Origin of the sequence: Nocardioides sp. Root682 (assembly GCF_001427795.1) — a bacterium.
Lineage (GTDB): Bacteria > Actinomycetota > Actinomycetes > Propionibacteriales > Nocardioidaceae > Nocardioides.
Map to the genome: position 1 here is coordinate 116,816 of NZ_LMHJ01000002.1, position 21,633 is coordinate 138,448.

Annotated in this window: 17 protein-coding genes; 9 read left to right on the forward strand and 8 right to left on the reverse strand. The window is 69.6% G+C overall.

Annotated elements, in window-relative coordinates; all coding sequences use genetic code 11:
* Positions 1-49: 49 nt before the first annotated feature.
* From ASD84_RS12905 to ASD84_RS12920, 4 genes are all read left to right on the forward strand, one after another.
* Complete coding sequence (locus ASD84_RS12905; protein WP_056711188.1) at positions 50-643, forward strand: DUF5998 family protein; 594 nt, start codon at positions 50-52, stop codon at positions 641-643.
* A 28-nt stretch (positions 644-671) separates the two neighbouring features.
* Positions 672-1,799: an alkaline phosphatase family protein gene (locus tag ASD84_RS12910; protein WP_056712145.1), complete on the forward strand. Its 1,128-nt coding sequence runs from the start codon at positions 672-674 to the stop codon at positions 1,797-1,799.
* Between the two features lie 76 nt (positions 1,800-1,875).
* The gene (locus ASD84_RS12915; protein WP_056711190.1) at positions 1,876-2,406 is read left to right on the forward strand and encodes a SigE family RNA polymerase sigma factor; all 531 of its coding nucleotides are present in this window, start codon (positions 1,876-1,878) and stop codon (positions 2,404-2,406) included.
* Complete coding sequence (locus ASD84_RS12920; protein ID WP_056711191.1) at positions 2,403-3,485, forward strand: hypothetical protein; 1,083 nt, start codon at positions 2,403-2,405, stop codon at positions 3,483-3,485. The genes ASD84_RS12915 and ASD84_RS12920 overlap by 4 nt, the downstream gene beginning before the upstream one ends.
* Before the next feature lie 66 nt (positions 3,486-3,551).
* Here ASD84_RS12920 and ASD84_RS12925 read toward each other — a convergent pair whose 3' ends face one another.
* Entirely contained in the window at positions 3,552-4,229 is a 678-nt protein-coding gene (locus ASD84_RS12925) for a thymidine kinase (RefSeq protein WP_056711193.1), read from the reverse strand.
* 242 nt (positions 4,230-4,471) lie between these two features.
* On the opposite strand from ASD84_RS12925, the gene ASD84_RS12930 reads away from it, so the two are divergent.
* A complete protein-coding gene (locus ASD84_RS12930; RefSeq protein ID WP_056711195.1) occupies positions 4,472-5,731 on the forward strand; it encodes a hypothetical protein in 1,260 nt (419 codons plus the stop codon).
* Here the strand turns inward: ASD84_RS12930 and ASD84_RS26105 are convergent, their stop codons facing one another.
* The gene (locus tag ASD84_RS26105; protein ID WP_056914053.1) at positions 5,732-6,487 is read right to left on the reverse strand and encodes a CatB-related O-acetyltransferase; all 756 of its coding nucleotides are present in this window, start codon (positions 6,485-6,487) and stop codon (positions 5,732-5,734) included.
* Positions 6,488-6,576: 89 nt separating this feature from the next.
* Here ASD84_RS26105 and ASD84_RS12940 point away from each other — a divergent pair, with 89 nt between their 5' ends.
* Positions 6,577-8,604 carry a M3 family metallopeptidase gene (locus tag ASD84_RS12940; RefSeq protein WP_200954559.1) on the forward strand — a complete coding sequence of 676 codons (2,028 nt, stop codon included), beginning with the start codon at positions 6,577-6,579 and terminating at the stop codon, positions 8,602-8,604.
* 107 nt (positions 8,605-8,711) lie between these two features.
* Complete coding sequence (locus ASD84_RS12945) at positions 8,712-9,626, forward strand: hypothetical protein (RefSeq protein ID WP_056711199.1); 915 nt, start codon at positions 8,712-8,714, stop codon at positions 9,624-9,626.
* A 50-nt stretch (positions 9,627-9,676) separates the two neighbouring features.
* Here ASD84_RS12945 and ASD84_RS12950 read toward each other — a convergent pair whose 3' ends face one another.
* The 4 genes from ASD84_RS12950 to ASD84_RS12965 all read right to left on the reverse strand — a co-directional run bounded on the left by ASD84_RS12950 (position 9,677) and on the right by ASD84_RS12965 (position 16,364).
* Positions 9,677-10,840 carry a PQQ-dependent sugar dehydrogenase gene (locus ASD84_RS12950; protein WP_056711201.1) on the reverse strand — a complete coding sequence of 388 codons (1,164 nt, stop codon included), beginning with the start codon at positions 10,838-10,840 and terminating at the stop codon, positions 9,677-9,679.
* 29 nt (positions 10,841-10,869) lie between these two features.
* Positions 10,870-11,721 (reverse strand): 3-methyl-2-oxobutanoate hydroxymethyltransferase, encoded by an 852-nt coding sequence (gene panB, locus ASD84_RS12955; RefSeq protein WP_056711202.1) that lies wholly within the window; start codon positions 11,719-11,721, stop codon positions 10,870-10,872.
* Between the two features lie 107 nt (positions 11,722-11,828).
* Positions 11,829-12,335 carry a VOC family protein gene (locus ASD84_RS12960; protein WP_056711204.1) on the reverse strand — a complete coding sequence of 169 codons (507 nt, stop codon included), beginning with the start codon at positions 12,333-12,335 and terminating at the stop codon, positions 11,829-11,831.
* A gap of 30 nt (positions 12,336-12,365) precedes the next feature.
* Entirely contained in the window at positions 12,366-16,364 is a 3,999-nt protein-coding gene (locus tag ASD84_RS12965; protein ID WP_056711205.1) for a hypothetical protein, read from the reverse strand.
* Between the two features lie 147 nt (positions 16,365-16,511).
* Here ASD84_RS12965 and ASD84_RS12970 point away from each other — a divergent pair, with 147 nt between their 5' ends.
* Entirely contained in the window at positions 16,512-18,569 is a 2,058-nt protein-coding gene (locus ASD84_RS12970; protein WP_056711208.1) for an NAD(+) synthase, read from the forward strand.
* A gap of 37 nt (positions 18,570-18,606) precedes the next feature.
* Here the strand turns inward: ASD84_RS12970 and ASD84_RS12975 are convergent, their stop codons facing one another.
* Both ASD84_RS12975 and ASD84_RS12980 read right to left on the reverse strand, forming a co-directional pair.
* Positions 18,607-19,572: a hypothetical protein gene (locus ASD84_RS12975; RefSeq protein ID WP_156391897.1), complete on the reverse strand. Its 966-nt coding sequence runs from the start codon at positions 19,570-19,572 to the stop codon at positions 18,607-18,609.
* A gap of 105 nt (positions 19,573-19,677) precedes the next feature.
* On the reverse strand, positions 19,678-20,136 hold the full coding sequence (locus tag ASD84_RS12980) for a hypothetical protein (protein ID WP_056711213.1): 459 nt from the start codon (positions 20,134-20,136) through the stop codon (positions 19,678-19,680).
* Between the two features lie 153 nt (positions 20,137-20,289).
* Here ASD84_RS12980 and glnA point away from each other — a divergent pair, with 153 nt between their 5' ends.
* Positions 20,290-21,630, forward strand: coding sequence for a type I glutamate--ammonia ligase (glnA, locus tag ASD84_RS12985; protein WP_056711215.1), 1,341 nt, complete (start codon positions 20,290-20,292; stop codon positions 21,628-21,630).
* Positions 21,631-21,633 lie beyond the last annotated feature (3 nt).

Here is a 21,633-nt window from a genome sequence, read left to right on the forward strand (position 1 = left end):
GCAGCAGGCGCCGACACGGGGCGTCGGGCGGCCGTGCGAGGATGCGTGCATGCCGAATGCACGTCTTCGCGGTGGCGACGAACCGGACCGGATCGCCGATCTCCAGACTGCGATCAACCGCACCGGTTACTACCCCGAGGTGGTCGCCGACGCCGTGACCGGCGCCCTGGGTGGCGAAGCGGTCGTGTCGTACTACGTCCACCACGAGCCGACCTTCGAGCGGGACGAGGTCCGGCGGCACCAGACGGTCGTGGTCCTCACGCCGAGCCGGCTGATCCTCGCGCACACCGACGAGCACGCCGGTGACGACCTGCTGCCCGAGCCCTACACTTCGACGTCGACCGAGGCCGTGAGTCTCCGGGCGGTCGCGTCGGTCGTGGTGACCCGGATGACGACCAACCCGACCGCGGGCCCCACGCCGCCGGCCGAGGCCGTGCTGACGATCGGCTGGGGCGCGGTGAGCCGGGTCGACCTGGAGCCGGCCGGCTGTGCCGACCCGCAGTGCGATGCCGACCACGGCTACACGGGCAGCCTCTCCTCCGACGACTTCTCGCTCCGGGTGTCGGCCGCCGCCGACGGCAACGACGCGGTCGGGGGACTCCTCTCCTTCGCTGCGTCGCTCTCCGCGTTGACCCGGGGCTGAGATCGCGGTGGTCGTGGAGCAGACGGGCGTGGAGGGCTTCTGCGAGCCGGCGTACGGCGTGCGCTCACTGGGCGACGTCGTACCGGCCGCGGCGCACGCGCTCGGCAGCCCCCTCGGCCCGGCCCCGACCGGGCTGACCCTTCCGGACGCGGCGTCGTACGTCGTGTTCCTCATCGACGGCCTCGGCGCCCGCCTGCTCGAGCGCTACGCCCATGCTGCGCCGTACCTCTCCTCGCTGCTGGCGGGCTCCTCGCCGATGACGGCAGGCGTGCCCTCGACCACCACGACCTCATTGACGTCGCTCGGCACCGGCCTGACGCCGGGCGCCCACGGTCTGATCGGCTTCACGACTCGCGTCCCGGGCACGAACGAGCTGCTGAACGCGCTGCTGTGGGACCGCGACGTGGACCCGGTCCAGTGGCAGCCGCACCAGACGGCGTTCACGTCGCTGCAGTACGCCGGCGTGCGGGTCACCGTCGTCAACAAGCGTGAGTTCAACGGCAGCGGCCTGACCGTCGCCGCACACCGTGGCGCCGACTACGTCGGCGTCGACCGGGTCGGCGAGCGGATCGCGGCCGTGGTGGCTGCGTCCCGCCCGGCTCCGCGGCAGCCGACCTTGACCTATGTCTACGACGGCGACCTGGACTGGACCGGTCACCGTTGGGGGGTCGCGTCGAGCCAGTGGTTGCAGCAGCTGGCGATGATCGACCACGAGGCCGAGCAGCTGCGGGACGCGCTCCCGCCAGACCGTCGGCTCCTGGTGATCGCCGACCACGGCATGGTCGACGTCCCAGCCAGCGAGCGGATCGACGTGAACAACAACGACGACCTCCGCTCGGGGGTCGCCCTGGTCGGCGGTGAGGCGCGGTTCCGCCACCTCTATTGCAGCGGTGGCGCCGTCCCCGACGTCGTCGCCACCTGGCGGTCCGTGCTGGGCGAGCGGGCCGAGGTGATGACGCGCGGCGAGGCGATCACCCGCGGCTGGTTCGGTCCGGTCGACCCGTCGGTCCTGCCTCGCATCGGCGACGTGGTCGTTGCGTGCCGGGGTGACTTCGCGGTGCTGTCGACCGAGGGATTCCCCTACGAGTCCAAGCTGATCGGCATGCACGGATCGCTCACGCCCGACGAGATGCTGATCCCGGTCCTCCTGGACTGACCGAACCTTTCGGCCGCTCGAGTCGTCTGGGAGGTTGACCGGCGCGACACGGCGCCCCGAGGAACCGGAGTCAACCATGGCACGCGATCGAGCAGCCTTCGCGGAGTTCGTCGCCGCGCGCTCGTCGGCCCTGCAGCGTGCGGCCTACCTGATGGTGGGTGATGTCGGCCTGGCGCAGGACCTGGTGCAGGAGGCGCTTACGAAGACGTACGTCGCGTGGCCGCGGCTGCGGGACCCGGCGAATGCCGAGGCCTACACCCGCAAGGCGATCACGACCACCGCGATCACGTGGTTCCGCAAGCGGAGCTGGAACGGCGAACGGGCGACCGGTGCAGTGCCAGACCGGGCCACGGGTGGTCACGCCGACGCGCTGGACGTACGGCATTCGCTGATGCAGGCGCTTGCCCAGCTGCCGCCACGGCAGCGGGCCGTCATCGTGCTGCGCTTCTACGAGGACCTCACCGAACGGCAGACCGCCGAGGTGCTCGGTTGCGCCGTCGGCACGGTCAAGAGCCAGACCTCGGCCGGGCTCACCAAGCTCCGCGACCTGATGGGCGATGAGCTCGACATCCACGACCTGGTCACCTCCGAAGGAGTGCTGGCATGACCGAGAAGCTGAAGACCTTGATGGACCGCGCCGCAGACGCCGACTTCGCGGCGCTCGATCTCGATGCGGTCACCGCCGCCGGTGACCGTGTTGTACGACGTCGCCGGGCTGTCATGGGTGTTGCCAGCCTCGCCGCCGTCGCGGTCCTGGGCAGCGGAGTCGCCGTGCTCGCCAGCGGGTCGGGCGATGGGGCCGACGATCGCACGCGCTGGACCGGCGTGCCCGTCGACGGTTCCGGCATGAGCTGGGGCGTCGGTGAGGAGCTCCACACGCCAGTGGGCAGCGTCGACGTCGGGCACCTGGTCCGTGCCCACGTGCGGACCCGCGTGGGATTCGTGACCGTCGACGACGCCGCGAACGTGTGGTCGGTGATCGGTGGAGAAGTGCGACCCATCGGCCAGACGCAGGCCACCCCGCATCTGGTGTCGGACACCGAGACCGGGCAAGTCGCATGGCTGGAGCCGACACCGGGCGGTGTACGGGCCGTCGTCCACGACCAGAGCCTCGATCGTCGGGTGCGCTCCGTGCCAGTCGGCAAGGACACCCGAGTGGTGGCCCTGGACTCCGGTGCGCTCTACGTCGAGCGGGACGGTAAGTACGACGTGATCGATGTCGAGAGCGGCGACCAGTGGCAGATCGGATCCTCGGAATCCGGTGCCGAGCTGCTGGCCGTCGAGAACGGGGCGCTCGTGTGGTCCGGCGACGACCGCTACCTGGTCGAGCGCGATGCCACGGCTCCCGTCGTGATCGACGGGGTCGCAGGCAGCGTGGCCATGCTCTCGCCGGATGGCAGCCGCGTCACTTTCGACGCCGACGAGCTGCGGGTCTACGACACGATGACGGGGAAGAGGTTGGAGATCGGCGTCGATGACCGTGTTTTCGCCTCGGGCTACGAGTGGCTCGACAACGATCGGGTCGCGGTCATCGCCAGCCGGTCAGGGACGGGGCCGGTCGAGTTGCTTGCCTGCGAGGTCAGCGCCGACACGTGCGTTCAGGTGGTGCCTGACCTCGGCGGTTTCGACGAGTTGATGGCGGGCGGCTTCTCGTTGCCCGTGGGCACCAGCCTCGAGGACGAGTGAGGCGTCCCGACACGGCGCTCGCGGGCGCTCGCGGCTACTCGCGGCTACTCGACGCCTTGGCTGCGGCTACAGGAAGGGCAGCGGCTCGGGGGAGAGGCTGACGGCCCGCGCCCGCGCCGCGGTCAACCCGCGCCGGTGGTGCTGGCGGCACAGCACCTCGTAGGCCACGTCCACCTCGTCGTCCACGTCGTCGTGCACATGGGTCGGGGTGTCGCCTTCGACATCGCCGACGACGATGACCTCGCCCTCGGTGACCATCACGCCGTTCTCGGTGCGGGCGTTGTGGGTGGCCCGCCGACCGCACCAGCACAGGGCCTCCACCTGGAGCACCTCGGTGCGATCGGCGATCTCGACCAGTCGGGCGGAGCCGGGGAACAGGCGGGTGCGGAAGTCGGTGAGGATGCCAAAGCAGAAGACGTCGATCTGCAGCTCGTCGACGACCTTGGCCAGCTGGTCGACCTGCTCGGAGGTGTAGAACTGCGCCTCGTCGCAGATGAAGTAGTCGATCCGGGCTCCCTGCGTCAGGGCGTCGACGGTGTAGCGCCAGAAGTCGAAGCCGGGCGCGACCTCGAGGGCGTCGGCGGTCAGGCCGAGCCGGGACGAGACCTTCGCGGCTCCGGCCCGGTCGTGCGAGGTGAACAGCCGACCGATCCGCCCACGAGCGGCGTGGTTGTGGTTGGTCTGCAGGGCGAGGGTCGACTTCCCGGCGTCCATCGTTCCCGTTCGGAAGGTCAGCTCAGCCACCCGCGCATCTTCTCATCCAGCGTCCCGGCGACCGTCGGGTGATCCCCGCACATGCCGCGCTCGTCGGCGCCGAAGGGGAAAGAACGAAGGCCGAAGGGGCAGATCTCGGCGAAACGGGTGCGTGACGGCCGAATCAGGCGCACGCTGGGATGTCTCCGACCGGACCGAGGAGGGTGACTATGGGGGTCGCCACCAAGCTCATCCAGCGGCGAAGGCACCGTGCGTCACGGTGGCCGGGCAGAATGGCCGTCGCTGGGTTCGCTGCTGTGCTCGTTGCCGTGCTCGCCGTCGTGGTCGCGCAGACCGGTCTGGTCAACCAGATCACGTCCCCGGACACAACACCCGCCGCTGCCCCGGCAGCCCCGACCACATCGGTCCCGGAGGTCGAGGCCGAGGTCCCGGCCGCGGTCGAACCTGCCCCCGCCTTCGTGCAGCCGATTGCCCTCGTACGACGCGCGCCGCTCGCCGCGCGCTACCCGGGTGCCCTGCTCGATGCCCCCCTCGGTACCTCGGCCGCCTATCAGCGCGCTGCCGCGATCATCAACCTGACGGCCGACTGTCACCTGGACTGGCTGACCCTCGCCGCGATCGCGCGGATCGAGTCGAACCACGGCCTCGGCGAGTCGGCGTCCCACAAGGTCGACGTGAACGGCCTGGTCACGCCTGCCATCGTCGGTCCGTCGCTCGACGGCAAGGGCGGCCGCGGCACGATCGACGACACCGATGCCGGCCAGATCGACCACGACCTGAGGTGGGACGCGCCCGTCGGGCCGTTCGGCCTGTTGCCGGCCACCTGGGCCGCGGTGGCGGTCGACGCGGACGGTGACGACGTCCGGAACCCGCAGGACGTCGACGACGCCTCACTCGCTGCAGCGGTCGTGCTGTGTGCCGGCGGTCGGGACCTGGCCGACCGGAAGGTCCTGACCGAGGCACTCGGGAGCTACCACCACACGCCGGGATTCGCGGCGACGGTGCTGCAGCTGGCCTCCGTGTACGCCGACGAGATGGCGACGCTGCCCGTGTTCCTCCCGATCCCGGGCACGTTCCCGATCCCCGAGGACCTCGCCGAGATCTGTGACTGCGCTCGCCTGGAGCCCGCGGCGCGGTTGCGTGGTACGGCGACGAAGGCTGCCTCCGGTGACGGTGCACCCGGCGAGGAAGCGGCTCCGCCTCCTGTCGACCCGGGTCCTCCCGACGGTGACGGAACCGTCGATCCCAGTGATCCGGGCGACCCCGGTGGGTCGGCGGACACCGTGGACCCCGAGCCGTCCACCGAGCCGGAGCCCGCTCCGGTCGACCCGCCTGCCGAGGCGCCGGCACCGGAACCGACCGCTGCCCTGGAGCCCGCCGCGCAGGAGCCCCCCGCGCCGAGTGTCGAGCCCGCGGCCGCACCCCCGGCCGAGTCGGCTCCCGAACCGGCTCCCGAACCGGCTCCCGAACCCGCTCCCGAACCCGCTGCCGCGCCGACGGTCGAGGCAGCTGCCGCGGAGCCGACTGCCTGATCAGTGCCGTCGGACGGCGTCGCGCCACCGCCGCCTTCCGGGCGGCGCGGCGGGTGCTGGCTCCGGCGCTCGGTCGGTCTCCGCCTCGTAGACGCGCCACTCGCCGTCGTACGGCGTCAGGCCCTCGTCGATTCGGCGTCGGAGCTCGGCGACGGCAGCCCGCGGGTCGTCGTACGGAAGGCCGGCCAGCTGGTTGGGGCTGAACCGCCACCACTGGACGTCGAGCAGCTCCTCGACCAGGTCCTGGTCGAACCGGGGCCGCAACACCCGGGCAGGCACGCCGCCCACGATCGAGTACGGCGGCACGTCCTTGGTCACGACGGCACCGGCGGCGACGACCGCTCCGTCGCCGATCGTGACACCGCGCAGGATCATGGCGTTGGCGCCGATCCACACGTCGTTGCCGATGACCGCCGGTCCGCGGGGGAAGTCGTGCGGGGCGACCGCGACGCCGTCCGCTGCGTCCGGATGCCAGCCGAAGCGGCCCTCGTCGTACTGGAACGGCGAGGTCGACATCCAGCTCGTCGGGTGGTCGGGCTCCCCGATCCGGACGCCTGCCGCCACCGAGCAGTAGCGACCGATCTCGGCACAGGAGTCGATGACGCCACCCACGAAGTAGCTGAAGGCGCCGATGCGCAGCGCGGTCTTGGTGACCGTCGGGGCCATGAACCACACCGGCCCCTCGACCTCGACACGCGAGACCCGCTGGTGCTTGAGGTTCCTGCGCGAGCGGACGTGAGCATCGTCGGCGTGCATGCCCGGATCGTGCCACAGGTCCCGCAGCACCGATCCGGCCCCCGGATGTGATGGACGACCCCGCTGGACATCACACCTAGAGTGATCTGGTGACCTCGGAAGCACTTCTCGGAACAAGCGATCTCCCGCACCAGCTGCCGCGCTTCGCGGACATCTCCGACGGCGACTACGGGCCTGCGCTCGAGGTCGCGATGGCGGACCAGCTCCGGGCGATCGCGGCCATCACGGGCAACCCGGACGCGGCCACCTTCGACAACACCCTCGTGCCGCTGGAACGCAGCGGGATCGGACTGACCCGGGTGCTCCGGGTCTTCTCCAACAAGGCCAGCGCCGACTCGAGCCCTGCGGTCGACGCCGTCCGCGCCGAGTTCGCTCCGCGGCTGGCGGCGCACAGCGACGCGATCCTGCTCGACGCCGATCTGTGGGCGCGGTTGCAGGTGGTCGAGGGTCAGCGGAGCAGCCTGGCCCCGGAGGCGTCGTACCTCGTCGAGCGCTACATCATCGAGTTCCGCCTGGCCGGTGCTGCCCTGGGAGATGACGAGAAGCAGCGACTGCGCGCGCTCAACGAGGAGATCTCCAGCAAGGAGACGGCTTTCGAGCTCGCACTGCAGGCCGACAGCAACGACCTGGCCGTCGTCATCGACGACGTCGCCGACCTCGACGGCCTGACCCACGGCGAGATCTCGGCCGCGGCCGCCGCCGCAGAGGCCCGGGGGCTCACGGGGAAGTACCTCCTCACGCTGGTTCTCCCGACGGCCCACCCGCACCTGGCAGCGCTCACCGGTCGCGACGTACGGCGCCGGCTGTCCGAGGCGCAGCGCGCGCGGGGGAGCCGGGGCGGTGCGCATGACACCCGCGCGATCGCGCTGGACATCCTGCGACTGCGGGCCGAGCGCGCCCGACTCCTCGGCTTCGACAACCACGCCGCCGTCGTGACCGCCGACAACACCGCCGGCACCCCGAAAGCGGTCCGCTCCCTGCTCGAACGCCTGGCCGCACCGGCTGCCCGCAACGCTCGTCGCGAGCAGGAAGCCCTCTCCGCGGAGGCCGGGTTCGCGGTCGAGGCCGCCGACTGGGCGTTCTACGCCGAGAAGGTCCGCTCCGCCCAGTACGACGTCGACCTGGCCGCGCTGCGCCCGTGGTTCGAGGCCGAGCGGGTCCTGCGCGACGGCGTCTTCTTCGCCGCCGAGCGGCTCTACGGACTGACCTTCGTCGAGCGCCCCGACCTGCCGGGCTACCACCCCGACGTCCGGCTCTTCGAGGTCAGCCAGGACGGCACACCGATCGGGCTCTACCTGCTCGACCTCTACACGCGCGACTCCAAGCGCGGCGGGGCCTGGATGAGCAGCTTCGTCAGCCAGTCCGAGCTGCTCGGCGTCGACAGCGCCGTCGTGGTCAACAACCTCAACGTCCCCAAGCCGGCGGCGGGACAGGCCACGCTGCTCACCTGGGACGAGACCCGCACGCTGTTCCACGAGTTCGGGCACGCGCTGCACGGCCTGCTCGCCCGCGCCACCTATCCGAAATTCTCGGGCACCGCGGTGTTCCGCGACTTCGTCGAGTACCCGTCCCAGGTCAACGAGATGTGGATCCTGTGGCCCGACGTGCTCGCCAGCTACGCCCTCCACCACGAGACCGGTGAGCCGATCCCGGCCGACGTGGTGGCCCGGATCGTGGCCGCGGAGACGTTCAACGAGGGCTTCGGCACCAGCGAGTACCTCGCGGCCGCGCTGCTCGACCTCGCCTGGCACGAGCTCGCACCCGACGAGGTCCCGACCGACCCGGATGCCGTGGCCGCATTCGAGCAGCAGGCGCTGGCAGCCGTCGGGCTGGACAACGCGGCAGTGCCGCCGCGGTACGCGACGTCGTACTTCGCCCACAGCTTCAGCTCGGGCTACGCCTCGGCGTACTACTCCTACATCTGGAGCGAGCTGCTCGACGCCGACACTGTCGCGTGGTTCAAGGAGAACGGCGGACTCACCCGCGAGAACGGCGACCTCTACCGACGCCACGTGATCGGCATCGGCGGCACTCGCGACCCGCTCGAATCCTACGAGGAGTGGCGGGGCCGCCCGGCGCCGATCGAGCCGCTGCTCGCCCGCCGCGGTCTCGCCTGACGCGGAGTCGTGTGGTTGAGAGTGACTTGTGGGTCACCCTCAACCACACGACTCGGGGCTGTGGAGGAGCGCCACGTCGCAACTCAGATCCGGGCAGGCTCTTCGCCATGTCCTTGGAGAACTGGAAGCGCCGCGCCGCAGCTCAGTGTGGACTGCTGACGCGAGCCCAGCTCGCCGAGCTCGGCGTCGACCGTTGGGCGATCCGCCATCGCATCGACACCGAACGCTGGGTGGCGCACACGCCGACAGTCATCGGTACGACGACCGGGGAGCTGTCCCGTGAGCAGCTGATGTGGCTGGGAGTCCTCCACGGGGGCCCCGGCGCGCTGGTCGGAGATCTCACCGCGGCCGAGGTTGCGGGCCTGCGGAACTGGTATCGCGACGACGTCACGATCCTGGTGCGCGCCGACGCCGGCGTCGGCGCTGGGCATCAGGGGATCCGCTTCGCCCGTACCCGTAGGCCGCTCGAGGAGTGGAGGCGACCGGGGACTGGCCTTCCCCGGTGCCGAATCGAGCCGGCGATGCTGCGCTTTGCTGCTGCTCAAGGGTCGACCAGAACGGCAGAAGGGGTGCTTGCTGCGACTGTTCAACAGCGCCTGTCGTCGCCAGACCTCCTGCTCGAGTGGATCGATCGTCTTCGCCCCCTGCGCGGCGCCGACCGTTTCCGCCGAGCGCTGCGCGAGATTGCGGGCGGGGCGCACTCGGTGGCCGAGATCGACGTGCGGCGGATGTGCAAGCAGTTCGGACTGGCGCTGCCAATAAGGCAGGTGCGGCGGCGAGACTCTTCTGGACGGGTGCGCTTCACCGACTGCCAGTGGCGCTTGGCCGACGGACGCATCCTCGACCTCGAGGTGGATGGCGCCTTCCACATGGACGTGGAGAGCTGGGAGGACGACCTCGCTCGGCAGCGTGCCCTCACCTCGCCGAACCGGGTCGTCGTCCGCTGCACCGCACGCGAACTGAGGGACGAACCTGACCGGGTCGCGCGTGACCTCCGTCTGCTGGGCGTCCCCGCAGCCTGAGTTGGGTGGGTGAGAGTGACCCCTGGGTCACTCTCACCTGACCAACTCGATCAGGCCGGCGGCCTGATGCGGAGCACGACGTCCTGGCCGCTGCCGTTGTCGGTCGTGACGAGCAGGGAGTGGGCCGCTGTGGCTGTCACGTCGCGCAGACGGCCGTACCGACGCAGCTCCGTCGGTGAACGGGTCCAGACCAGCCGACCGTCCGAGTCGAACTTCACGAACATCAGCCGCTGGCCCTTGAGCACCGCGACGGCGAGGGCGTTGCGGTAGGAACCCCAGGCGGCCCCCGCCACGAAGTCCGCGCCGGACGGGGCAATCGTCGGGTAGCCGGACCTCCACCGCGCCGCGACCTGCGCGCCGGGCAGCGAGAAGTCGGTCATCGGGCGAGTCTCGTTGTAGCCGGGGACGGGGTTCCAGCCGTAGTTGCGACCGTTGCCGATCACGTTGATCTCGTCGTCGCGGTCGGTGCCGTGCTCGACGGCCCACAGCGAACCATCGGCTCGTTGCGCGAGGGCCTGGACGTTGCGGTGCCCGTAGCTGAGGACGGAACGGCGATTCCCGGTGCTGCCGTACCAGTGGTTCCCGGGCACCGGACGCCCGGTGAAGCGGCTGACCCGCAGGACCTTGCCGCCCAGTGAGTTCAGGTCCTGCGGGTTCGTCCCGACAGCGGCATCACCCGTACCGATCACCAGCGCACCACTGTGAGCGATCAGGAGACGACAACCCCCGTGCCTGCCCGTGACGGACGGGATCCCGGACACGAGGACCTCGTCGAGCACGGCCCGGGTCAGTCCGGTGTCGAGCCGCCACGCGATCACGCGGATGTCGTGGGAACCATCGGACTTCTGCCAACCCGAGCAGGTGTAGATCCGACGGTTGTCCGTGAACCGCGGGTCGATCTCGAGTCCGAGCAGGCCCGTCTCGCCGGACGCCCACACGCTCGCGCTCGGGAACTGCAGGTTGCGCTTCCGGCCGTTCGCGGGGTTGATCACCGTCAGCGTGCGGCGGGTCCGCTGGGTCACCAGCAGCTGGCCGGTCGGCAGCTGCTGGACCTCCCAGGGATGGTCGAGCCCGGACGCGATGACGTCGACGCGGAAGCCGGCAGCGGCCTGGACCCGGTCGGGTGCCTCGGCCCGGACCGGTGGTCCGATCGGACTGAGGGTGACCGCGAGCAGCAGCAGGAAACAGGGCAGGACGACGACCCGAGGACGCATGCCCTGACCGTACGCCGCCTCCGGCGCGATCAGAAGGTGTGCTCGGGGGCGGGGAAGCTCCCGTCCTTGACCTCGGAGTCGTAGGCACGGGCAGCGTCGAGCAACGTCGAGCGGATGTCGGCGTACTGCTTGACGAAGCGGGGGAGCTTGCCGGTCCGCAGGCCGAAGGCGTCCTGCCAGACGAGCACCTGGCCGTCGCACTGGTTGCCGGCGCCGATGCCGATCGTGGAGATCTCGAGCTTGGCGGTGACCTCGGCGGCGACGTCGCCCGGAACCATTTCCATCACGACGGCGAACGCGCCCGCCTCCTGGACGGCGAGGGCGTCGCGCATCACGCGCTCGGCTGCCTCGCCCCGGCCCTGCACGCGGTAGCCGCCGAGGGTGTGCTCGGACTGCGGGGTGAAGCCGATGTGGGCCATCACGGGGATGCCGCCCTGGACCATCTTCTCGATCTGGGGTGCCATCTCGACGCCGCCTTCGAGCTTCACGCAGTGCGCGCCGCCCTCCTTCATGAAGCGGACGGCGGTGAGATAGCCCTGCTCGGGCGAGGCCTGGTACGAGCCGAACGGCAGGTCGCCGACGACCATCGCGCGGGAGACCGAGCGGCTCACCGCACGGGTGAGCGGGATCAGCTCGTCGACCGTGATCGGCAGCGACGTCGAGTTGCCGAGGACGTTGTTGGACGCGCTGTCGCCGACGAGGAGGAGCTCGATGCCCGCCTCGTCGAAGATCTGCGCGGTCAGCTGGTCGTAGCTGGTCAGCATGGAGATCCGCTCGCCGCGCTGCTTCATCTCGCGCACGTGGTGGGTACGGATCCGCTTGATGGCCGGTGCCGCGGGGGCGCCGCCGTACGGAGCGGTTTCTTCGGGGGTGCTGCTCATCGTCGAGCTCGCTTTCTTCGGACTCGCGGCCCAGTCTGGGTCCACGTTCGTTGAAGGACAACGATGAGGCTAGTCGCGTCGAGTCCGTCCGCGCGCTGTGTGTTGGATCACCCGGCCGAAGGGGACGATCCGGCGGAGTCCGCAGCGGCCTCGAGGTCGTTCACGACGATCCGTCGCATGCCGAGCATCGCCTGCGTCGCGGCGGCCGCGCGGGACGGATCCGGATCGGTCACGAGCTCGTAGAGCCGGGCCGGGACGATCTGCCAGGACAGGCCGTAGCGGTCCTTGAGCCAGCCGCAGACCGACTCGACGCCGCCGTCGACCAGCGAGTCCCAGTAGTAGTCGACCTCGGACTGGTCGCGGCACGTGACGGAGAACGAGACCGCCTCGGTGAACGGGAACGCCGGCCCGCCGTTGATCCCGCGGAAGGTCAACCCGTCGAGGGTGAACTCGCCCGCCATCACGGTTCCCGGCTCGCCGGGGCTGCCCTCGGAGTAGCGGCTCAGGTGACCGATCGAGGAGTTCGGGAAGATGCCGGTGTAGAAGCGCGCGGCTTCCTCGAGGGTGTCGTCGAACCACAGGCAGGGCTGGATGTGGCTGCTCGCAATGCTCATGGCAGGACAGACCGGTGCACGCGCGGCGACTCATCGTCGGGTCGGCGGCTTGTTCATGATCCGCTCGGCCTTCGCCTCGACGCCGGCTTCGTGCAGGACCTCCTCGCGCACCAGCCGCATGATGTCGTCGAACTGCTGCTGCGCTGCGGCGGCAACGGCCCCAGGTCCGGGGCTCGGTGGCTCGTTGCCGCGGCGCTGGCTGTTGGTCTTGCTCTTGCCGGGTTCAGTCATCTGGTTCTCGTCCTGGATGGCGCGGTTGGTGCGGCCGACAGCGTCCTTGCGGGCGTAGTCCACCGCGCCCTGGATCTGGGCGATCGCGTCCGTGGCGTCCGCGTCAGAAAGGCCGACCGCTCCCGTGGTCCGACCTCGGCGGATGCGTTCGATCAAGCCGGAGTTGAGCAGCAACTTCTTGACCGTGGAGCTCATCGCGTTGTCGGCCGATGTCTTGATGCGCGCGGCACGCTCGTAAATCATGATCGTGGTCTGCTGGTTGTCCGCTCGCGAACCGCGCCACGGCATGTACTGCTCCAGCGCCGCCCAGACCTGCTTGCCCACGGCGAACGGGATCACGTGCTCGGACTCGGTCCAGTGCAGCCAGTGTCCGCCGCGGTTGCTGGGCGGCTTCGCGCCGTGCTTGCCGACGGTGGGCGGACTGATTCCGGGCGCGCTCCTCCCGGGATCCTTCCCCTTGGTCCCGCCAGCCTTGGTGGTGAAGTGGGCCCTGGTTGCGTCGACCAACTGGTGAAAGAGCTGGTCGGCTCGGGTCTTCAACGCTTCCGCCCGGCCCTTGGCAGTCGGATCGGTCTCGATCCGCTTCACGGTCGCCACGTAGTCGTCGATCGTCGCGCGGTACTGACGGTCGATGTCCTTGACGGTGGGTGTCGGCGCGGCGGTCGCGCTCGGGGTGGGGGTGGAGGCCGTGTAGAGGACGTTGGGGGCGCCCTTCCTGGAGTAGACCGAGTGCTTCTCGCCGTCCGCATCGAACTCCTGCCGGAAGGTGATGCCGAGCATCCGGTCCTTGAGCTTCCTCAGCCCCGCACCGGCGGCTGCCGCCTTGTCCTTGACCCAGTTCTTGCCGGCGGCTGCCTTGCCCTTGACCCAGGCCTTGCCGGCGGCGACCTTGCCCTTGACCTTCGCGCCGATCCCCTTCAGGCCGCGGATGACCGGACCGGCGAGCTTGAGGCCCTGCTTGATCACGAAGTCGATCGCCTTGTTGAAGGGCTTCTGGAGGGCCTGGATGATCGACTTGATCTTCTCGCCGATGCCGCCGATGCCGAGCACGCTGGCGATGAAGCCGATCAGGATCGGCACCATCTGGCCGAGCGCGTCCTCGATCTTGTTGACCACCGAGGACACGTTGCCCTTCGCGATGTCGACGACTCCGTCGATGACGGTGTTGACGAACTTCATGATCCGGGAGGCGTTGTTGACGAAGAACATGACCACGTCGTAGATCAGCTTGCAGGCCTTGATGAACGCGGCGGCCGGGTTGAGCAGTGAGACCAGCCAGGTGATGCCGGCGGTGATGATCTTGGTGATCACGAAGTCCTGGATCTGCTCCATGATCATGTTCTTGATGTCGCCGAGCTTCTCCAGCAACATCTCCCAGATCGCGCCGATGCCGCCGCTGGCGATCTTCTGGAAGATGTCGACGCCCTTCTCGATGGCCGCCATCGCCTTCTCGCCGATCTGCTTGGCGATCCGGTTGCGGATGTTGGCCCAGGTGAGGCCGAAGATCGAGGCGAGGAGCTTGATGATGCCCTTGACGTCGAAGGTGTCGGGGATCTCGATGCCGGCCTCGCCGAGCTGGCCGAACAGCCAACCCATCAACCCCTTCTTGAGGTGGGTGCCGATGTTGGCGAAGAACTTGTTGATGCCGCCCTTGATCGCACCGATCAGGTTGCCGAGGAATCCGACCGGGTCCTTGATGATGTCGCCGATCGCGGCGGCAGCGCGGGCCAGGGTGTTCTTCAGCATCGTGACCAGTTCGCGGATGGTGTTGATGACGGCCTTGATGGCGCCGATCGCCTTGTCGACCAGGCCCTTGTTCTCGGCCTGGAGTGCCTCGATCCGCTCGTCGAGGCCCTTGCGCGCCTCGACGTACTTGGTCGCGAGCGACTCGACGACCTCGTTCTGCTTGTTGTCGACGTCCGACTCGAGCTGTTCGAACTTCTCGCCGATCTCCTTGGCCGCCTCCGAGCCGACCTTCCGCAGGTCCGGCGAGAGAGTCTTGACGTAGGCCGCGATCTCACCGCGTCCCTTGGCGATGCGCTCCTTGGCCGCCTTCAGGTCGTTGCCCACGATGTCGGCGACGTTGGCGATCACGCCGTCCATCTGCTTGAGGTAGATCTCGCGGCCGGCCGCGTAGAACTCGTTGACCTTGTCGGGCATCCCGAGCAGCTTGTCCTTGGCCCAGCGCAGGCCGCCCAGCCAACCGCCGTATCGGTCCGCCTTGTACGCCGACATCTTGGCCGAGACGTACGACTCGAACGCCTGCTTGGCTCCTGCCTCGCCCTTCTCGAACGCCGCATCCACCTTCGGGTCGATGCCCTCCAGAGTCTTCTTCACGTCCGCCTCGGTGGCGGTGAAGATGCCCTGGATCTTGTTGGTGACCTCGGCGCGCTTCTGCTCGTCCTTCGACTTGGTCGTGCCCTTCGCAGCCATCAGCTTCGCCATGGCGGCGCCCTTGGCGCCCTGCATCCCCGCGACCCCGGCCTTGGTGTCGGCCTGTGCCTGCTCGTGGCCCTGGGCGAGGGTGGCCCGCTCCTCCTGGCGGTACTCAGCCGGGGCGGTCTTGGCATGCTGTGCTGCCTTCTGCTTGTCCGCCAGCGCACCCTCGAACTCCGGCTCGTTGGACTTCGCGAGCTGCTCGTCGGTGACGTTCGCGTCGGCCATCTCCTGGTCGGCCTGGTGCTTGCCCGCTTCGAGGTTGGTCTGCTCGGCAGGCGCCGGCTTGGGCACCGCGCCGTCCGCCGGGATCGCCGGGGCGGCGCCCGGATTCTCCGGGGACATCGGCGTCACGGGCTTGGCGACTGCCTTGGACTGGTCAGGAGCCGCCTCGGTCGACGCCTCGATGTCGTGGGCGGCGTCGTCCTTGCCCTGGCCGACCATGCCCTTGACCTCACCCTTGACCTCGCCCGCCTTGCTGGCGGACGGGTCGCAGGCCTCCTTCAGGGTCTTGGGTGCCTTCGCCTCGATCGCGGTCTTGACGGCCGCGATGAACGCCTTCTTGTCGAAGGTCCCGGCCTGCTGGGAGTCCATCTTGTCGACCTTGGCCGCTTTGGCCTGGCCGGCGATGTCGTCGGTCGGTGCCAGCGCGGCGCCCTGGGCCTCCTGCGCCTTCGAGGCGGCCGTCGGGTGGGACTTCTTGTCCTTCGCCACGCCCTTCACTCCGCCGGTGACCCGCACGAACGCCGGATCCTCCTCCGGCCGCGTACCAACGGGTGCGACGGGCGGCTGGAGGAGCATGTCGGCAGCGATCGGCGCGGGAGCTGCGGCCCCCACTGCACCGCCAGCCCCCGTCGCAACGGGCCCGGCGGCCTTGGCTGCGGGTGCGCCGCCGGCCACCTTCGGCTTCGCGGCGCCGGCCTTGGCCGCAGCCGGGACTGCCGGCACCCTCTTGGGCGGCGGCACGGGCTTCTTGGCCGCCACCGAGCCCGGTCCGAAACCGGTCTTGGTCACCGCGAGTGCCGAGGCGGGCGGCTTGGGTCCTTCCAGATCGACCGGCACGCCGAGGGACTTGGCCTGTTTGAGTCCCGTCTCCACCACGTCGATGGACGGCTCGTCCTTCTTGATCTCCCTGAGCGCGCCATCGATCTCGACCACGGCCCGTTCGCTGGGCCCCTTGCCCTTGGCCGCCATCAGGGCAGCGACAGCAGCGTTGCCTGCGTTGCGCTGAAGGGCGAGTACGGCGCCGGCGCTGCCGCCGACGGCGGGCCGCGATCCGCCGGCGGCACGACGGCGGCCGTCATCGAGGGCATGGGACGCCTCGGCCTTGACGGCCTCGGCTCCCTGTCGGGCGCCGGCCATGGTCCCAGAATTGCCGACGCGCGGTGACTGCGGCCGCAGACGAGGTGCACGTGCAAGGGCAATGCCACCTGCCCGATGGGGCGGCGCCCGGTGTGCGCTGAAAGCAACCAGCATCGCGTGGGACACGGCACTCCCTAGACTCCCATCGTGGACTTCTACTCGGCCTATGCCCACGGGTTCGCCCGGGTCGCCGCGGTCACCCTTCCGGTGGCCATCGCAGACCCCGCGACCAACGCTGCCCGCACCATCGAACAGGCGAAGGCCTGCCACGACGAGGGCGTGGCCGTGGCGGTGTTCCCCGAGCTGGGCCTGACCGGGTACGCCGTCGACGACCTGTTCCTGCAGGACGTGCTCCTGGACGCGGTGTACGGCGCCGTCGCGGAGATCGTCGAGGCGAGCCGGGACCTGCTGCCGGTGATCGTCGTCGGTGCGCCGCTGCGCAAGGGCAACCGGCTCTTCAACTGTGGTGTGGTGATCCATCGCGGCAGCATCCTCGGCGTCGCGCCGAAGTCATTCCTGCCTACCTATCGCGAGTTCTACGAGGCCCGCTGGTTCGCCTCGGGCGAGGACCAGCGTGGCGAGACCATCGCACTGGGCGGTTCTGACGTGCCGTTCGGTCGCGACTTGATCTTCGATGCGGTCGACGTGCCCGGTCTGGCGATCAACGTGGAGATCTGCGAGGACATGTGGGTTCCCATCCCGCCGAGCGCCTACGCATCGCTCGCCGGTGCGACCGTGCTGGTCAATCTTTCGGGGAGCCCGATCACCATCGCCCGCGCTGAGGACCGGCACCTGCTGGCCCGCAGCGCCAGTGCCCGTTGCAACGCGGCCTACATCTACGCAGCCGCGGGTCAGGGCGAGTCCACGACGGACCTGTCCTGGGACGGCCAGACGATGGTCTACGAGATGGGCGACCTGCTCGGGGAGAGCGAGAGGTTCCCGGACGGCCCGCGTCGCACGGTCGTTGATGTCGACCTCGACCGGTTGCGTCAGGAACGCCAGCGCCAGGGCACCTTCAATGACAATCGTCACCAGGCGAGGGTCGAGACCGGTGACTACGACGTCATCGAGTTCACCCTCGACCCGCCCGCCGGCGACATCGGCCTTCGCCGCAAGGTCGATCGCTACCCGTTCGTCCCCGACGACCCGGCCCGGCTCGCGCTCGACTGCTACGAGGCCTACAACATCCAGGTCTCCGGCCTCGAGCAGCGACTCCGGGCGATCGGTCAGCCGAAGATCGTGATCGGCGTCAGCGGCGGTCTCGACTCGACGCACGCGCTGATCGTCGCCGCCAAGGCGATGGACCGGCTGGGGCGGCCGCGCAGCGACATCCACGCCTTCACGATGCCGGGCTTCGCGACCGGGGACACGACGAAGTCCTACGCCACCCGACTCGCGACGGCGCTGGGCTGCACGTTCGCGGAGCTCGACATCAAGCCCGCCGCGAGGCAGATGCTCGAGGACCTGGACCACCCGTTCAGCGACGGGGCGCCGACCTACGACATCACCTTCGAGAACGTGCAGGCCGGCCTGCGCACCGACTACCTCTTCCGGCTCGCCAACCACCGCGGCGGCATCGTGCTCGGCACCGGTGACCTGTCCGAGCTCGCGCTGGGGTGGTGCACCTACGGTGTCGGCGACCAGATGTCGCACTACAACGTCAACGCGGGCGTCCCGAAGACGCTGGTCCAGCACCTGATCCGTTGGGTGATCGACACCGACCAGCTCCACGACGGCAGGCACTACGACGACGACGCGGACCTGGTGCTCCAGCAGATCCTCGAGCAGGAGATCACCCCCGAGCTGATCCCGGTCGAGGACGGCAAGAAGCCCCAGGCGACCGAGGACTCCGTCGGCCCCTACGCCTTGCAGGACTTCACGCTCTACCACGTGATCCGGCGCGGCTACCGGCCCAGCAAGATCGCCTTCCTCGCGTGGCACGCCTGGCACGACCAGTCCGCAGGGGAGTGGCCCCCGGGCTTCCCCGAGGAGCGCCGGGCGTCGTACGACCTGGCGACCGTGCGCAAGTGGCTGGAGGTCTTCACCAAGCGGTTCTTCAGCAGCCAGTTCAAGCGCTCGGCGCTACCCAACGGTCCCAAGGTCAGCGCCGGCGGCACCATGTCACCTCGCGGCGACTGGCGGATGCCGTCGGACGCCAGTCCCGCCGCCTGGTTGGCCGAGCTCGAGAACGTCCCCAAGGACTGACGCGAGGTCACGTGAGGAGTGACCGGGCCCGATCCGGTCAGCGCGGGAGCTTGATGACCCGCGACGTCGTGAACTCGCGGGTTGCTGGTTGCGTCGTGCTGCCCGCGGTCCGCTCGGCGGGGTAGCGGCCGCTGATCACCAGGTCCGCCGCCCCCTCGGGCATCGGCCAGACCAGCCACGCGCCGGTGTCGCCCGGATCCGAGGCGGGCGCAGCGATGGCCGCGGTCGGAGCCTGCCCGGCCAGGGTTGCGGTCACCTCTCCGCCTGTCGCGACGTACGTCGCCGCGTCGGCGTGCCTTCCGACGGTCGCGCCCAACAGGCGGGTCTCGAGTCGCACCGCCGCCCAGATGGTGCCTGCGGGAGCCCACCCCGCGTCCGGCACGTACGGCATCGCCACCAGGAGCGCGCCACAGACGTGATCGAGCGAGACCCCCGGCTCGGGACGGCGCACGGCGCAGTCCTGTTCGGGCGTCTCGGCCGGCGCGTCGTCGTACAGGGCGGAGGCGGCGCCGGGGTCGACCGTCAGGTCGTCGAGCGCGACCTGCTGGACCACGCCGTCGTACAGGACCTCGAGGTGACCGTCCGCGGGAAGGGCTGCGGGCACGGCGATGAAGACGGCGTCTGCCTGACGGATCTTTCCCAGGTCGTAGCGCTGGTCGCCGTCCACGAGCGACAGGGTCGCGACGGGGTTCGAGCCTGCCAGCAGCGGCCCGGCAGGAGGGGGAACCGTGGCCTCGTCGCCGAGCTCCCAGGCGACGCCCAGGTAGCGGAGGTCATCGGTCGCGACGAGGTCGTCGTCCAGGTCGAGGGCGTCGGTGGCCGGCACGGACGTCAGGGCGGCGGTCGCCTTCAGGTGGAGTACGCCGACGGGCAGCCGCACGTCGGCCTCGAGCCCCGTCACCGCGGCTGCGTCGGCCTGGACGAGGTCACCCACCTCCGAACCGGGGTCCTCGGAGCAGCCGGTCAGGGCGCCGAGCGCGACCACGACTGCCGTTGCAGCCAAGGTGGGTCGCCGAGTCAACACAGGCGAAGTATCGCAGGGGACCGGGCGCACGAGCCGCCACGACGACGGGGGCCGGGGCCCCCGTCGTCCGCGGGTGCTGCGGGGCTATGCCTCGCGCTTGTGGTTCCCGCGTGCCATCCGGGCCAGTGCGAAGCAGCAGAACGCGAGAGCGAGCATGCCGACGCCCAGGTGGGCGAGGTCGTCGACGCTGAACACGTTGATGGCCAGCACGACCAGCCAGATGCCGAGGACGTCGGCGCCGAAGTGCGGCGCTGCCGCGAGGAGCACGCCGAGGGCAACGGTGAGGGCACCGATCCACATCGTCGCGTCGCTCGCGTCGCCCGGCAGGAAGTTGTTGGCCCACACCGAGACGTAGCTGTCCCAGGTGTCGGTCATGAAGGCGAACATCATGTCCAGCCCCCACACGATCGAGAGCACGGTGAAGGTCGCCCAGAGGGCTACTCGTCCCTGTCGATCGGCGTCGATGCTGGAGAAGTTCGCGAGGTCGTGGAGCTCTTCGCGCATGTCGTGCGTGAGGTGCTCCCGCGGGTGGGTGGTGGCCATGGCATTTCCTTTCTCGTGCGGCCCTCGAACGGGTCGTCACCTTCGACGGTAGACCTGCTTCGGGGCCGGCGCCATGGTCCGGAACCACCCAGTGTTCGCACGTGTTTTCGGCTCCGGTCGAGCCTCGCCGACATCGCCCCCTACGCTGGCGCCATGGGTAAGCAAGAAGACTTCGTTCTGCGCGCACTCGAAGAGCGCGACGTCCGGTTCGTGCGGTTGTGGTTCACCGACGTGCTCGGGTCTCTCAAGTCGGTCGCCGTTGCGCCCGCAGAGCTCGAAGGCGCCTTCTCCGAGGGCATCGGCTTCGACGGCTCGGCGATCGAGGGCTTCGCCCGCGTCTACGAGTCCGACATGCTCGCGCTCCCGGACCCGACGACGTTCCAGATCCTGCCGTGGCGCAGCAGCGAGGGCCCGTCGACGGCCCGGATGTTCTGCGACATCGTGATGCCGGACGGGTCGGCGTCGTACGCCGATCCCCGCAACGTCCTCAAGCGGACCCTGGGCCGGGCCGCCGAGCAGGGCTTCACGTTCTACACGCACCCCGAGATCGAGTTCTACCTGTTCAAGGGAGAGCCGCAGCCGGGCGAGGAGCCGGTCCCGATGGACCGCAGCGGGTACTTCGACCACGCCGCCCACTCGCACGGCTCGGACTTCCGCCGCGAAGCGATCACGATGCTCGAGGCGATGGGCATCTCGGTGGAGTTCAGCCACCACGAAGCCGGTCCCGGCCAGCAGGAGATCGACCTGCGGTACGCCGACGCGCTCACCACGGCCGACAACATCATGACCTTCCGTGCGGTCATCCGGGAGGTCGCGCTGAGCCAGGGCCTGTGGGCGACCTTCATGCCGAAGCCGTTCACCGAGCACCCGGGCTCGGGCATGCACACGCACCTCTCCCTCTTCGAGGGCGACCAGAACGCCTTCTACGAGGCCGGCGCCGAGTACCAGCTGTCGAAGACCGGCCGCCAGTTCATCGCCGGGGTGCTGCAGCACGCCAGCGAGATCAGCGTGGTCACCAACCAGTGGGTCAACTCCTACAAGCGGATGATGTTCGGCAGCGAGGCGCCGTCGTACATCTGCTGGGGGCACAACAACCGCTCGGCGATGATCCGGGTCCCGATGTACAAGCCGTTGAAGGGCCAGTCGACCCGCATCGAGCTGCGCAGCCTGGACTCGGCGTGCAACCCGTACCTCGCCTACGCCGCGGTCCTCGCTGCCGGGCTCAAGGGCATCGAGAACGGCTACGAGATGCCGCGCGAGGCCGAGGACGACGTGTGGGCCCTGACCGAGCGCGAGCGACGCAGCCTCGGGATCCAGCCGCTCCCGAAGAACCTCAACGAAGCGATCAGCATCGCGGAGAGCTCCGAGCTGCTGGCCGAGACGCTGGGGGAGCAGGTCTTCGACTTCTTCCTGCGCAACAAGCGGGCCGAGTGGGACGAGTACCGCGGCCAGGTCTCCGCCTTCGAGCGCGACCGCATGTTGCCCGTGCTGTGACCC

Excerpts from the sequence above, each read along its gene's own strand:
- ASD84_RS12915 (WP_056711190.1), top strand. The coding sequence starts at position 1,876 with ATGGCACGCGATCGAGCAGCCTTCGCGGAGTTCGTCGCCGCGCGCTCG.
- ASD84_RS12920 (WP_056711191.1), top strand. The coding sequence starts at position 2,403 with ATGACCGAGAAGCTGAAGACCTTGATGGACCGCGCCGCAGACGCCGAC.
- ASD84_RS12980 (WP_056711213.1), bottom strand. The coding sequence starts at position 20,136 with ATGGCCACCACCCACCCGCGGGAGCACCTCACGCACGACATGCGCGAA.
- glnA (WP_056711215.1), top strand. The coding sequence starts at position 20,290 with ATGGGTAAGCAAGAAGACTTCGTTCTGCGCGCACTCGAAGAGCGCGAC.
- panB (WP_056711202.1), bottom strand. The coding sequence starts at position 11,721 with ATGAGCAGCACCCCCGAAGAAACCGCTCCGTACGGCGGCGCCCCCGCG.
- ASD84_RS12965 (WP_056711205.1), bottom strand. The coding sequence starts at position 16,364 with ATGGCCGGCGCCCGACAGGGAGCCGAGGCCGTCAAGGCCGAGGCGTCC.
- ASD84_RS12945 (WP_056711199.1), top strand. The coding sequence starts at position 8,712 with ATGTCCTTGGAGAACTGGAAGCGCCGCGCCGCAGCTCAGTGTGGACTG.
- ASD84_RS12950 (WP_056711201.1), bottom strand. The coding sequence starts at position 10,840 with ATGCGTCCTCGGGTCGTCGTCCTGCCCTGTTTCCTGCTGCTGCTCGCG.
- ASD84_RS12930 (WP_056711195.1), top strand. The coding sequence starts at position 4,472 with ATGGCCGTCGCTGGGTTCGCTGCTGTGCTCGTTGCCGTGCTCGCCGTC.
- ASD84_RS26105 (WP_056914053.1), bottom strand. The coding sequence starts at position 6,487 with ATGCACGCCGACGATGCTCACGTCCGCTCGCGCAGGAACCTCAAGCAC.
- ASD84_RS12960 (WP_056711204.1), bottom strand. The coding sequence starts at position 12,335 with ATGAGCATTGCGAGCAGCCACATCCAGCCCTGCCTGTGGTTCGACGAC.
- ASD84_RS12905 (WP_056711188.1), top strand. The coding sequence starts at position 50 with ATGCCGAATGCACGTCTTCGCGGTGGCGACGAACCGGACCGGATCGCC.